Origin of the sequence: Bosea sp. (in: a-proteobacteria), from assembly GCF_023953965.1 — a bacterium.
Lineage (GTDB): Bacteria > Pseudomonadota > Alphaproteobacteria > Rhizobiales > Beijerinckiaceae > Allobosea.
Map to the genome: position 1 here is coordinate 2,538,073 of NZ_JAMLIX010000001.1, position 13,930 is coordinate 2,552,002.

The following is a 13,930-nucleotide window of genomic DNA, read 5'->3' on the forward strand; positions in this document are numbered from 1 at the left end:
GTGGAAAGCCTCGAACTGCTCTTGGGCGGGCTCGTGCACGTCGCCCAGCCGAGCTATCTTCTCTATGCCTTCATCGGCTGTGCGCTCGGCACGCTGATCGGCGTGCTGCCCGGAATCGGGCCGGCCGCCGGCACGGCCATCCTGATCCCGGTCACCTCGGCGCTGGACCCGACCGGCTCGATCATCATGCTGGCGGCGATCTATTACGGCGCCATGTACGGCGGCACCATCACCTCGGTGCTGATCAACACGCCGGGCGAGGCCGCCTCCGCCGTCACCTGCCTCGACGGCTACGAGATGGCGAAGCAGGGCCGGGCGGGACCTGCGCTCGCGGTGGCGGCCATCGGCTCCTTCATCGGCGGCATCGTCTCCACGCTCGGCCTCGTCCTGCTCGCCCTGCCGCTGACGCGGCTGGCCTTGACCTTCGGGCCGCCGGAGATCTTCGCGCTGCTCGTCGTCGGCCTGTCGATGGTCACCGCGCTCGCCAGCCGCTCCGTCGTGCGCGCCATGATCGCGGCGCTGATCGGCCTGCTCCTGGCGCAGGTCGGCGTCGATCCGGTCATGGGTATGGACCGCTTCACCTTCGGCCGCCTGGAGCTGCTCGACGGCTTCAACATCATTCCCGTGGTGATGGGGCTCTTCGGCATCACCGAGATCCTCACGAACGCCGAGCGCAAGGCCGGCGCGATCTTCGCTCCCAGCGTCGGCTCGCTCTACCTGCGCAAGGAGGATGCCAGGGCTTCGGCGATGCCGATCGCGCGCGGCACGGTCATCGGCTTCGTGCTCGGGCTCGTCCCGGGGCTCGGCTCGATGATCCCGACCTTTCTGTCCTATGCGGTCGAGCGCCGCGTCTCGAAGACGCCCGAACGTTTCGGCAAGGGCGCGATCGAGGGGGTGGCCGGCCCCGAAACGGCGAACAACGCCTATGCCAACGCGGCCCTGATCCCGCTCTTCACGCTCGGCATCCCCGCCTCGCCGACCACGGCCGTGCTGATGGGGGCGTTCATGGTCAACGGCCTCGTCCCGGGCCCCAGCCTCTTCGTCGACCATGCCGCCTTCGTCTGGGCGGTGATCGCGAGCCTGCTCGTCGGCAACGTGATCCTGCTGATCCTCAACCTGCCGCTGATCCCGTTCTGGGTGCGGATGCTGCGCATCCCCTATCCGATCCTGGTGACGATCATCCTGTGCTTCTGCGTGATCGGCGTCTACAGCGTGAACAACAACGCCTTCGACATCGGCGTGATGCTGGCCTTCGGCATCGTCGGCTACCTGTTCAAGAAGCTCGACATCCCGGCCGCGCCGCTGGTGCTGACGCTGATCCTCGGCCCGCTGATGGAGCGCGGCCTGCGCCAGTCGCTGGAGATGTCGGGCGGCGCTTTCGGCATCTTCCTGGAGCGGCCGCTGACGCTTGGCCTGCTGAGCGTCGCGGCGGTGGTGCTATTGTCCTCGTCGCTGCGGATCTTCCGCACGGTCAAGGCCGACAGCGAAGTCTGATAAGGAGAAGGCGTCATGGAACTCGGGCTGCAGGGCAAGACCGCCATCGTCACCGGCGGCGGCGAGGGGGTGGGCCGCGCGGCTGCCGCGAGCATGGCCCGCGAGGGCGCGAACGTGCTGATCGTCGGCCGGCGCGCGAATGTCCTCGAAGCAGCGGCCGAGGCGATTCCCGCGTCCGGCGGCGGTCGTGTCATCGTGCTCGCCGCCGACATCACGGCGCCCGGCGCGGCCGGCACCATCGTGGAGGCGGCGCTCTCCGCCTTCGGGCGCCTCGACATTCTCGTCAACAATGCCGGCGCGTCCCTGGCCAAGCCCTTCGAGCAGGCGAGCCCGGAGGACTGGAACACGGATTTCGACCTGAAGCTCTGGGCGGCGATGGCGCTGATCCGCGCCGCGATCCCGCCGATGCGCCGGCAGGGCGGAGGCCGCATCATCAACGTCACCAGCATCGACGGCCGCGCGCCGCGCGCCGGCTCCATGCCGACCAGCGTGGCGCGCGCCGCCGGAATCGCCATGACCAAGGTGCTGTCGCGCGATCTCGCCGCGGACAATATCCTCGTCACCACCGTCTGCATCGGCTTCATCAAGAGCGGGCAGCATGAGCGCCGCTACGCCCGCGAGGGCGTCGCGCCCGAGGCGGTGGAAGCGCGCTATGCCGAGGATGCGCGCCGGCGCGCCGTGCCGCTCGGGCGGGTCGGCGAGAGCGCGGAAGCCGGCGACGTCATCGCTTTCCTCGCCTCCGAGCGGGCGAGCTATCTCACCGGAATCGCCGTCAATATCGACGGCGGCACCTGCGCGGTGGCCTGATGGCCCCGCGCATCGCCCTGATCCACGCGGTCACGGTGGCGATCGACCCGGTCGGCGCGGCGATGCGCGAGCTCTGGCCGGATGCCTTCGTGATGAACCTGCTCGACGACAGCCTCAGCACCGACCGCGCCGGGCAGGAGGAGCTTACGCCCGAGATGCATGGCCGCATCGCCGATCTCGGCGACTACGCCCTGCGGAGGCGGGCCGACGGGGTTCTGTATACCTGCTCCGCCTTCGGGGCGGCGATCGCGGGTTTCGCGGAGCGCGCGCCGGTGCCGGTGCTCAAGCCCAACGAGGCGATGTTCGAGGCGGCGCTGGCGGCGGGCGACCGCATCGGCATGCTCGCGACCTTCGCCCCCTCGATCGCGTCGATGACGGAGGAATTCGAGGCGCTGGCGGCGAGCCTCGGCCGCGCCGGGGCCCGCCTCGAAAGCCACTGCGTTCCCGAGGCGATGGCGGCGCTGCGGGCCGGGGACGGCGAGAGCCACGATCGGCGCCTCGCCGAAGCCGCGGGGCGCTTCTCAGGCTTCGACGTCGTGCTTCTGGCGCAATTCTCCACGGCCCGGGCGAAGGCGGCGGTCTCCGCCGTCATCGGGCAGCCGGCCCTGACGAGCCCGCACAGCGCGGTTGCGAAGCTCAGGAGCCTCGTTTTGCCGGCGATTTGAAGAGCGCGCGAAAGAACCGGAGGACATCCATGTTCAATCATAACAGCCTCAAGCAGGCGATCGCGGACAATCGCCGTATCAAAGGCGTCCACTTCACCTATCCGGCCCTGGCCGCGATGGAGATCCTCGCCGCCGGCGGGATAGACTACATCTACATCGACGGTGAGCACGGCGCGTTCACCATCTCCGACATCGAGGCTGCCTGCATCGCGGCCGAGCGCCACGGCGTGACGCCGATCGCCCGCGTGCCCGACGGCACCGCGCCGGTGATCACGCAGTTTCTCGACCGCGGTGTCAGGGGAATCGTCGTTCCGCATGTCGAGACCGTGGAACAGGCCCGGATCGCGGTCGAGGCCACCTATTACGCGCCGCTCGGGCAGCGCTCCTTCGGGGGCGGCCGGCCCTACGCCCATATCGGCAACAGGGACCTGCCCTCGCTGCTCGCGATGGCGAATGAAGGCGTGTCGCTGAGCGTGATGATCGAGACGGGCAAGGGGCTGGAGAATATCGCCGCCATCGCCGCCGTGCCTGGCGTCGACTACCTCAGCTACGGCATGATGGATCTGTGCCAGTCGCTCGGCCATCCCGGCGAGCCGAGACACCCCCGGGTCACCGCCGCGGTCGAGAAAGCCTCGGCGGCGGCCCGCGCCGCGGGCAAGCCGGTCCGCGAGGATTTCATCGCCTTCGCCTGGATCAACGATCTCGTGGTGGAGGGCGCGCGCCAGCTCCTGCCTTGAGCGCGGTCCCTGAAGCGCCGCTGGGCGCTCAGATACTCCCGACGGCTTAGCGGACACGGCGATCAGGCCGGCCTCGGCTGCTCAGCCGAAGACGGTCTCGTAAAGGCGCAGCCAGTTGCCGCCCATGATCTTGGCGATCTCGGCGGGCTGGAAGCCGATCTGGCGCAAACCGCCTTCGATGTCGATCAGGCTTTCCGGGCCCTTCAGCCAGTCGGGCTTCGCCACGGCACCGGGGACGGCGGCGGAGCCGGCGCCATACTGCACGCTGCGTGTCCAGCGGCCCTTGCGCATCCACTCGCGAAACCGGTCATCGTTCTTGTAGCTGTAATCCGTTCCCAGGCCGACATGGTCGATGCCGGCGATCTCGACCATGCGGGCGATCATCTCGCAGAAGGCGACGAGATCGGCGCAGGCGCGTTCAGGCGTGATGTTGCGATAGGCGGCGGCGCCGATCACGCCGCCGCTCTGCCGCAGCGCCTTGAGCACATCATCGGAACGGTTGCGCTTGTGCGGGAAGATGGAGGCGGCATTGGCATGGGTCACCGCGATCGGCTTGGGCGAATGCTCGATCGCCTCGAGCGTGCTGCGGTCGCCGACATGCGAGCAATCCACCATGATGCCCACCCGCGCCATCTCGCCGAGCAATTCGCGGCCGAAGCGGGTCAGGCCGCTGTCCTCATCCTCGTAGCAGGAGCCGCAGACGTCGTTCTGGTTGTTGTAGGTGAGCTGCACCACCCGAACGCCCATATCCGCGAAGAGCTCGGGAAAGCGGATGCGGCCCTCGAACAGGTTGCTGTTCTGGTAACCGAGCAGGATGCCGAGCTTGCCGTCGCGCTCGCATCGGCGGATGTCCTCGGCCCGTCGGACGATGCGGATGAGATCGGCATTGTCGCGCTCCATGTCGCGCCAGCGGCCGAGCGAATCCATCGATTCGAGCGTGCCTTCCCAGAAGCCGAGGGTCGGTGTGACGCAGGTGTAACGGCCCTTCAGAAGGCGCTCGAACACGTCGCGGGAAAATTCTCCGCACTGCAAGGCATCGATCAGCATGGTGTCCCTCCGGGGATGAGTTCATGGGTGACGGGCGGGGAACCCATCGGGTGAAGCGGGCTTGCGGGCCTGCCCGGAGCGGAACGATCGCTCAGGGATGGGCCGGGACGATCCGGCCCGCCTCGGGACGGAAGCCGATGCGGATGGTGCTGCCCACGGCCGGCACCTGGCTTTCGCCCCGGACGCGCAGCCGCAAGGCCTGGCCGGCGAGCCCGGCCATGATCAGCAGGCTGTCGCCGTAGTTGACCGTCGAGCGGACCGTGGCGTCGAAGCTGTTGAACTCGTCCTTTTGTCCGGGCTCGATCAGTTGCAACTGTTCGGGGCGGACGAGCAATTCGATGCGGGACGCGATGACGCGCGCCCGCTCCGCCGGCGTGATCCTGACCGTGCCGATCGTATCGGCCGAAAAGGTGCCGTCGGCGGCGAGCCCGCCGGTGAAGAAGTTTGAATCACCCAGGAACTCGCCGACGAATTTGGTCGAGGGATAGCGGTAGATCTCCAGCGGATCGGCGAGATGCTCGATGCGGCCCTTGTTGAACACCGCGACGCGGTCCGACATCGACATCGCCTCGGTCTGGTCGTGCGTGACGTAGATCATCGTCACGCCCAACTCCTGGTGGATACGCTTGATCTCGAACTGCATGTGCTCGCGCAGGTTCTTGTCCAGCGCGCCCAGCGGCTCGTCCAGCAGCAGCACGTCGGGATCGAAGACGAGCCCGCGCGCCAGGGCCACGCGCTGCTGCTGCCCGCCCGAGAGCTCGCGCGGCAAGCGATGGGCGAAGCTCGACAGGCCGACCATGTCGAGCGTCCGCTTCACGCGCTCGGCGATCTCCGCCGGCGGGCGTTTGCGCATCTTGAGCGGGAAGCCGACATTGGCGATGACGTTCAGGTGCGGGAACAGCGCATAGTTCTGGAAGACCATCCCGATATTGCGCCGCCACGGCTTCGTCCGGGTCAGGTCGTTGCCGGCCAGCATGATGCCGCCATGGCTCGGCTCCTCGAAGCCGGCGATCATCATCAGCGTGGTGGTCTTGCCCGAGCCGGACGGTCCGAGAAACGAGATGAACTCGCCCTTGCGGATGTCGATCGAAACGTCCTCGACAGCATTCGTCAGCCCGTCATAAGATTTGTAGATGTTGTCGAGCGTCAAATACGAGGTGCGCGTCATGCCGTATCTCCTGGCTGGGCGAGGCGGCGGAAAACAAAGGCGGCAGGCTGCTGCGCCTCGGCTTGCACCTGCTGGCGCCGCAGCTTGCGCTTCCTGCGTTCGGAGAACACGGTCGAGACCACGACGCTGACGGCGACGGCCATGGTCAGCAGCGCCGAAACCACGGCGATGACCGGATCGCTGTCGATCTGGATGCTCTCGAACATGGTCTTGGGCAGGGTCGAGGCATCGCGGCCGCCGATGAAGATCGAGACCACCGCCTCGTTGAACGAGGCCAGGAAGGCGAACAGCGCGGCGACCAGGATCGTCGGGCGCAGCACCGGCGCCGAGACGTAGAAGAAGGTCCGCAGCGGCCCGGCGCCGGAGATCATCGCCGCGCGGATCAGGTTGCGATCGAAGCCCTTGATGCCGGCGCAGACCACCAGGAAGGTGACGGGGATCGCCAGCGCGGTATGGGCCAGCACCATCCCGAGCGGGGTTCCGACCAGCCCGAGCGGGCCGAAATAGCCATAATATCCCAGCGCCGAGACGACATGCGGCACCATCAGCGGCAGCATGATAACGAGGTTGAGCAGCGCCCTGCCGCGGAACCGGTAGTTCATGTAGCCAAAGCCCGCCGGCAGCACCAGCGCCAGGGTCAGCACCGCCGTGGCGAGGGCGACATAGAGGCTGACGAAGGTCGCCGAGGTCCATTTGAAGCTGCTGAAATAGACCCGGTAATAGTGCAGCGAGTAGCCCGGGGGCGGAAACTTGAAGGAGGTCGCCGACGAGAACGACATGATCATCACGATGATCAGCGGCACGATCAGGAACAGGCAGGCCAGGACCGCCGCGACGAGAGGAAGCCGGCCCATCGTTTTTTCGAGCCGTTCGGAGAAGCGCGGTTCCATGCGAACGTCTTCTCTCCGGGCCTCCGGCGCGGCCTTCCGGGTGCTGGTGGCAACGGCTACTTCCACAGCGTGTCCAGTCCGAAGAAGTGGTTGTAGAGCGAGTAGATCAACGCCGTAGCAGCCAGCAGGACGACCGAAAGCGCGGCGGCGAAGCCCCAGTTCAGCAGCTGGTCGATCTGCTGGTGGATGAGCTGCGAGATCATCATGTCGCTGGATCCGCCGAGCAGAATCGGGGTGACGTAGAAGCCGAGGCAGACGGTGAAGACCACGATCGACCCGCTGACGATGCCGGGCAGGCTCAGCGGCAGGTAGACGTTGGTGAACGCGACCCAGGGTGTCGCCCCCAGGCTGTGGGCCGCCCGGATATGGGACGGATCGATCCGCTTCATCACGCTGTAGAGCGCCAGGACCATATAGGGCAGCAGGATGTGGACCAGCCCCATGGTCGAGCTGAACGAGGTGAACAGGAGCTTCGGCATCGGCCCGAGCCCCAGCGTGCCGTAGAGCGCCGCCACCGGCCCGCTATTGCCGAGAATGACCAGCCAGGCATAGGTGCGCACCAGGAAGCTGGTCCAGAACGACATGGCGACGATGCCCAGCATCACCACCGCCACGGCATCGCTGCGCCGGGAGACGACATAGGCGATCGGATAGCCCAGGACGAGACATGTCAGCGTCACCGTCAGCGCGGTGCGGAAGGTGTTCCACATCACCATCAGATAGGCCGGCACATCGACGATGCGCCGGAAATGGCCGAGCGAGACCGTGGGTTCGGTTATGCTCAGGCCGAAGACGAACCCGAGCGGAAGCAGGAAGGCGAGCAGCAGGAAGACGGCGATCGGCGCCACCAGGCCATAGCCGGCCAGATTGCGCCGCCATGCCGGCTTGCCGTAGGCTCGCCGCATCATCGTTCCTGACGACATCGTCATCCTCTCCTTCAGACGGGCGCGTGGAGCCGGCCAAGGATTATTTGACCAGCCATTGCAGGAAGCGCTCCTCGATCTCGCTGGAGTGTTCGGCTTCCCAGGCCGCGTCGATGACCGCTGCCCGGGAGGCATTGTCCGGATGCGTGGGCATGTCGCGCGCGACACTCGCCGGAATATGGTCGAAGGCCGCGACGTTCGCGGGGCCGTAGCCGACGCCTTGCGCGAATTCCGCCTGGCGATCGGCCTCCAGGCAGAGCTGGATGTAGCGGAAGGCGTTTTCGCGATTGGGCGCGCCCTTGACCACGCCGAGGATGGTGCGGACCGGCATCGCCTCGTCCCACGAGACCTCGACCGGGACGTTTTGCCGTTTCAGCGCCGTCGCGCCGGAATTCCAGATTGGCTGAATGTCGACCTCGCCGTCGCGGATCAGTTGCTGGGCCTGCGCGGATTGACGCCACCAGACCTTTACATGCGGCTTGATCTCGGAAAGCTTGGCGAGCCCGCGGTTGATGTCCATCGGATAGAGCTTGTCGCGCGGCACGCCGTCGGCCAGCAGGGCCTGGCGGATGCAGGTGCGGCCGTCCTGATACAGGGCGCGTGCGCCGGGAAAGCGCTTCACGTCCCAGAAATCGGCCCAGGTCCGCGGCGCATTGTCCCGGAACTTGTCGGTGCGGTAGCAGAGGTTGGTGCTGAGCACGCAAACCGCGACGCCGTCATGCGTGATCGCGTCCTGCGGCAGGCGGGTGCGGTCGATGATCGACCAGTCGAGCGGCTCGACCAGCTTGTCGGTGGCAGCGCGGATCCAGGCCGGCTCGTTGATCGCGGTGATGTCCCATTCGTAGCGGCCGGACTGCGCCTGCGCCTTCAGAGCGGCGAAGGAAACCGGCGAGACCGTACGGATGGTGACGCCCGTGCGCGCGGTGAAGGGGGTGAAGAAGGCGCGCTGCTCGGTCTCGGTCCAGGGGCCGCCCCAGGTGTTGACGTAGAGAAGTTTGCTCGCCTGGCCGAAGGCGTGCCCTGTCATGGCGGCCGGCAGCGCCAGGCCGGTCGCGGTGGCGGTCAGGCTTTTCAGGACGGAGCGGCGGCTAAGCTTGTCTGCGTAGGTCCTCTCTTTCTCCCCATTATGTTTTCTCGGCGTAGGCGGTGCTTTCCTTGATATGCCGGTCGATCAGATCGACCACGATCTGGGTCACGGCGGAGCGGGGCGCATCCCGCCGCTCGGCCATGAAAACCTCGCGGCCGGAGACGGCGCCCCCGGGCAGCTCCGCGATCTCGCGATAGATCAGGTTTCCGCCGCGCTCCTGATGCGCGATGATCCAGGGAACGACCGTCAGGCCCAGCCCCACGGCGACCATGCCCTTGAGCGCCTCCCAGTTCGACGCCTCGTAATGCGAACGCTCCATCAGCTCGGCCAGTTGCGGCGTCATATCGATGACGTTGCGCATGCCGCCGCCGGAATTCCAGGCGACGAAGCTCTGCCGACGCAGCAGCTCCCAATCCATGGGAGAGCCATCCTGCATCACCGGATCGTCGCGCCGGCCGATCACGACCAGCCGGTCGCTCAGCAGCTTTCGCGAGGTGAACAGCTTCGGGGTGGGCATCGCGCTGATGATGCCGAGATGCGCATCGCCCAGCGTGACCCTTTCGAGCATATCGCGCGTCAACCCGGAGACGAGGCGCAGCTTGATGTCCGGGTGGGTCTGCGACAATTCCTTCAGCAGCTTCGGAAAGATCAGCGGAATGATCGACGTCACCGAGATCGCGATCGAGACGCGGTTTCCGCGGTCCTTGATGTCGCGCCAGGCGTTCTTGATCACCAGATCGAAGTTCCTGACGAGCCCTTCTGCGATCGGGACGAAATGCGCGCCCTCGTTGGTCAGGCTGACATGACGGGTGGTGCGCGTGAACAAGGCCGTGCCCAGCTTCCTTTCGAGATCCTTCAGCAGGGCGGAGAGCGACGGCTGCGACATGCCAAGATTGGTCGAGGCGATGCGGAAGTTCCGCACGTTCGCGATCTCCAGGAATGCCTTCAGCTGCCGGATCGTCACGTCCATTGGCGATGTCAGCCTCCTGCTCGCGGGGCGGCTTCGAACAGCACCGCGTGCTCGATGCCGTTCAGGGGCTGGAAGCGGCAGGTCACCGCCATGCCGATCCGCAGGGCGGCGGGATCGTCGGCGAGCAGATGGCTCATCATCGCGACGCCCTCCTCCAGCTCCACGATCGCGTGCGTGACCGGGGGCGTTTCGCGATGCATCGTGGCGAGACTATGCACGGTCCCGCGCCCGCTGGCGGCGCGCCATTCCCAGTGCAGATCGCCGCAATGCGGGCATTCACCGCGCGGCAGCCAGTGAAAGCGCCGGCACGTCCCGCAATAGGGCAGCACCAGTCGGCCCTCCGCGGCCGCCTTCCGGAAAGGGGCGTTTTCCGGTGCCCTGTCCGCCGGATTCCGGCTCCTGCCGCTCATGGCCTAGCCTCTTTCCAGCACGACGACGGCACCAGAATGGCGCGAGCCCAGCATCCCGCCGATGCCGGTCGCGATGGCGATGTCGCAATCGGGCACCTGCAGCTCGGGGTGCGCCTCGCCGCGGATCTGGCGGACGGCCTCGATCAGCTTGATCATGCCGCCGCGGAACGCCGGGTGATTGCTGCACAACCCGCCGCCGTCGGTATTGACGGTGATGACCCCGCTCCCGGCCGCCAGCGCGCCCCCTTCCACGAAGCCGCCCCCCCGCCCCCTGGCGCAGAAGCCGAGCGCCTCGAGCTGCAGCAGGACGGTGATGGTGAAGCTGTCATAGATCGAGGCGTAGCGCACATCCTTCGCGGTGATGCCGGCTTCGTCGAACGCGGTCTTCCCGGCGGCGCGGACACCCGTCTCCAGCAGGTTGTGCCCTATTCATTGACGTAGGCTCAGCGGCGGTTGAAAGTCGTGACCATGCAGGCCACCGCGTATTCCTACATCCGATTTTCCCGACCCGAGCAGCTTCGTGGCGATAGCCTTCGTCGACAACTGAAGAATGCCCGCGACTGGGCGGAGAAACGCGGGGTCGTGCTCGACGACAGCCTGAGAGACCTTGGCATCAGCGCCTACCGCGGCCAAAACCGCACCGAGGGGGCTCTGGCCGGCTTCCTGGCACTCGTTGAGAGCGGAAGAGTGTCGAAGGGGTCGTTTTTGCTCGTCGAGAGCCTCGATCGCCTCAGCCGCGAAGCGGTTATCGATGTCCTTCCCCGCTTCCTCGCGCTGATCAAGAGCGGCATCGTCGTCGTCACGCTGATGGATGGACAGGAGTATTCCGCCAAGCGCCTCACCGAGGACACGAGCCCGCTATTCATCTCGCTCGTCATCATGACGCGCGCGCACGAAGAAAGCCGAACGAAAGCAAAGCGGCTTGCGGAGGCATGGACAAACAAGCGCGCCCAGGCGGCTGCCACGCGGGCGGTGGTGACGAGCCGCGTCCCGGCATGGTTGAAGGTCGTATCCGACAAGGACGGCAAGCGCATCGTCATTATCCCGGAGCGGGTTGAGATCATCCGGAGGATCTTCGCGAAGAGCATCGCCGGACAGGGGAAGTACGCGATTTGCCGCGATCTCAACCAGGAAAAGGTCCCGGCGTTCCGAGCCAAGAAGTGGCAGCCTTCCTACGTCTCGAAAGTCATCTCGAACCGCGCGGTGGTCGGCGAGCTACAGGCTTGGTCGTTCGGCCAGGACGGTAAGCGCCGGCCGATCGGCGATGCCGTTCCCGGCTACTATCCGGCCGTGGTGGACGAGCTGACGTGGCAGCGCGCGAACACGGCCAGGGAGAGGCGTTCATTCAGCGGTGGACGTCACGGAGATACCCGCGTGCCCATCCTGCGCGGGTTGGTTCGCTGCAAAGTGTGCGGCGCTCGGATGCTGCACGTCAACAAAGGGCCGAGCCCGAGAGGCGGGCGGTATCTCTCCTGCTCGGACCGCAGGCGCGGGCTCGAATGCCTCAACGACCGAAACTGGGATCTGGAGAGCGTCGAGGAGCTTGCACTGAAGGCGATCGGCAGCGGTGAACTCGCGAAGGTGGTGGAGCCGGAACCGGTCGCTGAAGGTCCGACCGAGCAAGATCTGGAGGCCCAGATCGCTCGCGAGACGGCGGCTCGCAAGAACTTGCTGGATCTGGTCGAGGAGGAGGACGAGGAAGCGAAGGCCCGCTATCGCCAGCGCGGCGAACGGATCAAGGAACTTCGCCAGCAAATCTCCGAACTGAGGCGTGATGATCGGCGGAGTGCTTCTGAGCCCACCTGGGCTCAGCGACAGGCGGCCTTCGCTGCCATCATGGCCGCATTGGACGAGACAGGCGAGGAGAGCCGCGAACTTCGCACGCGCCTCGCCGCGGAGGTCCGAGGCATCGTCGAGGTGGTGCATCTCGGTCTTCATTCGATCACGATGACGCGGCGCACCCCGAAGGTCCTTGGCGGCAGGAGGGCGCCGTCACGCTCGGTCGAGGTCTTCAATGACAGCCCGGACCATATTCGGGAGATGGAGCTTCACGCGGAGGCGGTAGAAGAAAGGCGGGCTACCGAGAGCGCCATTCCCCAGCGTTGGAAGCCGAAATCACTCCCGAGGAACTCCCGAAGTTAGCGCGAAATCAGACCGAAAAAGGCCGTTTAAGACGCCACGAAACAGCATCAGTTGAGACCGCTCCGCAGGGGAAACGATCACTCCCCTTCCTAGTCGGAAGGAGGACGCGCCTTGGAAACGCCGTCGCTCCCGACGTCTTCCCGAGGGATGGGGCTCCCGTTCGCCAGCAATGCCCCTCGCCGACCGCCGCCGGCGATCCCGCGCGGCCCGACGCTTGAGGAAGACTCGCCGATTCGCGGCTCCGCGTCACGCGACTTCCCGCGCGCTTCCCGCCGTCGCCGGCGGCCTCCGCACCCGCCGCGCGGTAGCGGGCAACGGGTAGCGTTACCCGCTGGGGTAAGACCGGACCTCAATAGCGGCGGTGGGCCCTGAGGACGGCGCCCCGGACCACGACGGCGCCGGCGACGGTCTGGGTGGCCACGATCCCCCTCAGGTCGAGCGCGTCCGTGAAGCGATCGACAATGCGCGCGACCGGCTCGTCGCCGTCCATGGCCTCCCAGCGCCCGACCAGCCCCGACCTGAGCAGGTCGGCGACGGTGTGGTCGGCGAACGAGACGAGCCCCTCGACCTCCGCCGCCCGCGCCGCCGCGAAGGCCACGATGTCGGAGGCGCAGAACAGGGCGCTCGCGCCGCCCGCGGGGTCGAGGCAGACGATGGCCGGGACGGCGGCGCGATAGGCCTGCATGACGTCGTGCAGGCTCTGCTCCGCCCAGACGGGCTGGAAGCGGGCGTCGCAACGATCCACGAACCGGTGGCCCGCGCCCGCCCTCGGCCTGGTCCGCATCACCGCGCCGATGGTGGAATAGTGCCGGACCCAGCTCGCCGCCACGGGACAGCGGTAACCGACGAGCCGGCGGATGTCGGCGTATAGCGCCGAGACGTCGAGCTTCAGGATCGGTTCGTGGTGCGCGATCCTGTTACGCAGGCGGTTGATATCGCGAACCAGCGTTTGGACGTTGGGACGCGTATGCCCTGGCGGGCAATGCGGCAGGACCGCGTGGAGATGACGCTGCCAGAGAGGGCGATCGTATTCGTCGCGGAACAGGTTCGACCAGAAGTCGAAGCTCAACGTCGCCACCACTTGGCCCCGTGGGATGGTGGGGTGGGCGATGCGGGTGCGGTCTATGGCCTTGTCGAGCGAACGCTCGCTCTCGACCGTGAGGACAGCGCGCAAGCCGGGGTCGGTATGCCAGGTCGCGCCATACTGACCGACCAGGAGTTCGTCGATCGCATTCCGGAGCGTGATCTCGGCGACGCTGAGGGGATAGAGGAACGCCTTGGCGAGGCGCGCGTTGTAAAGATACAGGTCGAAGGCGTGGGCTTGGTTGCCCTTCGCCAATGTCAGGTACGTCGCGAACCGGTCCTCCGAAAGGCCGGCCCTCAGCGCCGCCAAATCGGCGGCGGTATAGGCGAATGGAACTTGACTTTCGGCCATGTCGCGATCACAAATCCCGACAGAGCAGTCGGTGCGGTCCCTCTGGTTCGCCACGCGCCCCCGACATCTTGAAGCCCTGGGACAGGTAACGCCTCTCCCGGGGCTTCCTAATTTCCGGACCTTGCATCAGCCTCGCCCCCGAGCCCTTCGCCTGG

General features: G+C 66.7%; 13 protein-coding genes and 1 pseudogene. 5 read left to right on the top strand and 9 right to left on the bottom strand.

Annotated features, from left to right (window positions below):
• From M9917_RS11810 to M9917_RS11825, 4 genes are read left to right on the top strand one after another with little or no spacing between them, the layout of a single operon-like run.
• The gene (locus tag M9917_RS11810; RefSeq protein ID WP_297253888.1) at positions 1 to 1,494 is read left to right on the top strand and encodes a tripartite tricarboxylate transporter permease; all 1,494 of its coding nucleotides are present in this window, start codon (positions 1 to 3) and stop codon (positions 1,492 to 1,494) included.
• Positions 1,495 to 1,509: 15 nt separating this feature from the next.
• A complete protein-coding gene (locus tag M9917_RS11815) occupies positions 1,510 to 2,301 on the top strand; it encodes an SDR family NAD(P)-dependent oxidoreductase (RefSeq protein WP_297253890.1) in 792 nt (263 codons plus the stop codon).
• Complete coding sequence (locus tag M9917_RS11820; RefSeq protein ID WP_297253892.1) at positions 2,301 to 2,966, top strand: aspartate/glutamate racemase family protein; 666 nt, start codon at positions 2,301 to 2,303, stop codon at positions 2,964 to 2,966. Before M9917_RS11815 ends, M9917_RS11820 begins: the two co-directional genes overlap by 1 nt.
• 29 nt (positions 2,967 to 2,995) lie before the next feature.
• Complete coding sequence (locus M9917_RS11825; RefSeq protein WP_297253894.1) at positions 2,996 to 3,703, top strand: HpcH/HpaI aldolase family protein; 708 nt, start codon at positions 2,996 to 2,998, stop codon at positions 3,701 to 3,703.
• 81 nt (positions 3,704 to 3,784) lie between these two features.
• Here M9917_RS11825 and M9917_RS11830 read toward each other — a convergent pair whose 3' ends face one another.
• From M9917_RS11830 to M9917_RS11865, 8 genes and pseudogenes are all read right to left on the bottom strand, one after another.
• On the bottom strand, positions 3,785 to 4,750 hold the full coding sequence (locus tag M9917_RS11830; protein WP_297253896.1) for a dipeptidase: 966 nt from the start codon (positions 4,748 to 4,750) through the stop codon (positions 3,785 to 3,787).
• Between the two features lie 91 nt (positions 4,751 to 4,841).
• Positions 4,842 to 5,918, bottom strand: coding sequence for an ABC transporter ATP-binding protein (locus M9917_RS11835; protein ID WP_297253898.1), 1,077 nt, complete (start codon positions 5,916 to 5,918; stop codon positions 4,842 to 4,844).
• On the bottom strand, positions 5,915 to 6,808 hold the full coding sequence (locus M9917_RS11840; protein ID WP_297253900.1) for an ABC transporter permease: 894 nt from the start codon (positions 6,806 to 6,808) through the stop codon (positions 5,915 to 5,917). The genes M9917_RS11835 and M9917_RS11840 overlap by 4 nt, the downstream gene beginning before the upstream one ends.
• A 56-nt stretch (positions 6,809 to 6,864) precedes the next feature.
• On the bottom strand, positions 6,865 to 7,731 hold the full coding sequence (locus tag M9917_RS11845) for an ABC transporter permease (RefSeq protein WP_297253902.1): 867 nt from the start codon (positions 7,729 to 7,731) through the stop codon (positions 6,865 to 6,867).
• A 43-nt stretch (positions 7,732 to 7,774) separates the two neighbouring features.
• The gene (locus M9917_RS11850) at positions 7,775 to 8,758 is read right to left on the bottom strand and encodes an ABC transporter substrate-binding protein (protein ID WP_297253903.1); all 984 of its coding nucleotides are present in this window, start codon (positions 8,756 to 8,758) and stop codon (positions 7,775 to 7,777) included.
• A gap of 97 nt (positions 8,759 to 8,855) precedes the next feature.
• Positions 8,856 to 9,788 (bottom strand): LysR family transcriptional regulator, encoded by a 933-nt coding sequence (locus M9917_RS11855; protein ID WP_297253905.1) that lies wholly within the window; start codon positions 9,786 to 9,788, stop codon positions 8,856 to 8,858.
• Between the two features lie 8 nt (positions 9,789 to 9,796).
• Positions 9,797 to 10,198: a Zn-ribbon domain-containing OB-fold protein gene (locus tag M9917_RS11860; RefSeq protein WP_297253907.1), complete on the bottom strand. Its 402-nt coding sequence runs from the start codon at positions 10,196 to 10,198 to the stop codon at positions 9,797 to 9,799.
• A gap of 3 nt (positions 10,199 to 10,201) precedes the next feature.
• Positions 10,202 to 10,615 (bottom strand): annotated as a pseudogene (locus tag M9917_RS11865) (thiolase C-terminal domain-containing protein); the annotation flags it as partial.
• A gap of 51 nt (positions 10,616 to 10,666) precedes the next feature.
• Between M9917_RS11865 and M9917_RS11870 the strand changes: the two are divergent.
• Positions 10,667 to 12,340: a recombinase family protein gene (locus M9917_RS11870; RefSeq protein ID WP_297254842.1), complete on the top strand. Its 1,674-nt coding sequence runs from the start codon at positions 10,667 to 10,669 to the stop codon at positions 12,338 to 12,340.
• Between the two features lie 349 nt (positions 12,341 to 12,689).
• On the opposite strand, the gene M9917_RS11875 is transcribed toward M9917_RS11870, so the two are convergent.
• Positions 12,690 to 13,775 carry an Abi family protein gene (locus M9917_RS11875; protein ID WP_297253909.1) on the bottom strand — a complete coding sequence of 362 codons (1,086 nt, stop codon included), beginning with the start codon at positions 13,773 to 13,775 and terminating at the stop codon, positions 12,690 to 12,692.
• Between the last annotated feature and the right edge of the window lie 155 nt (positions 13,776 to 13,930).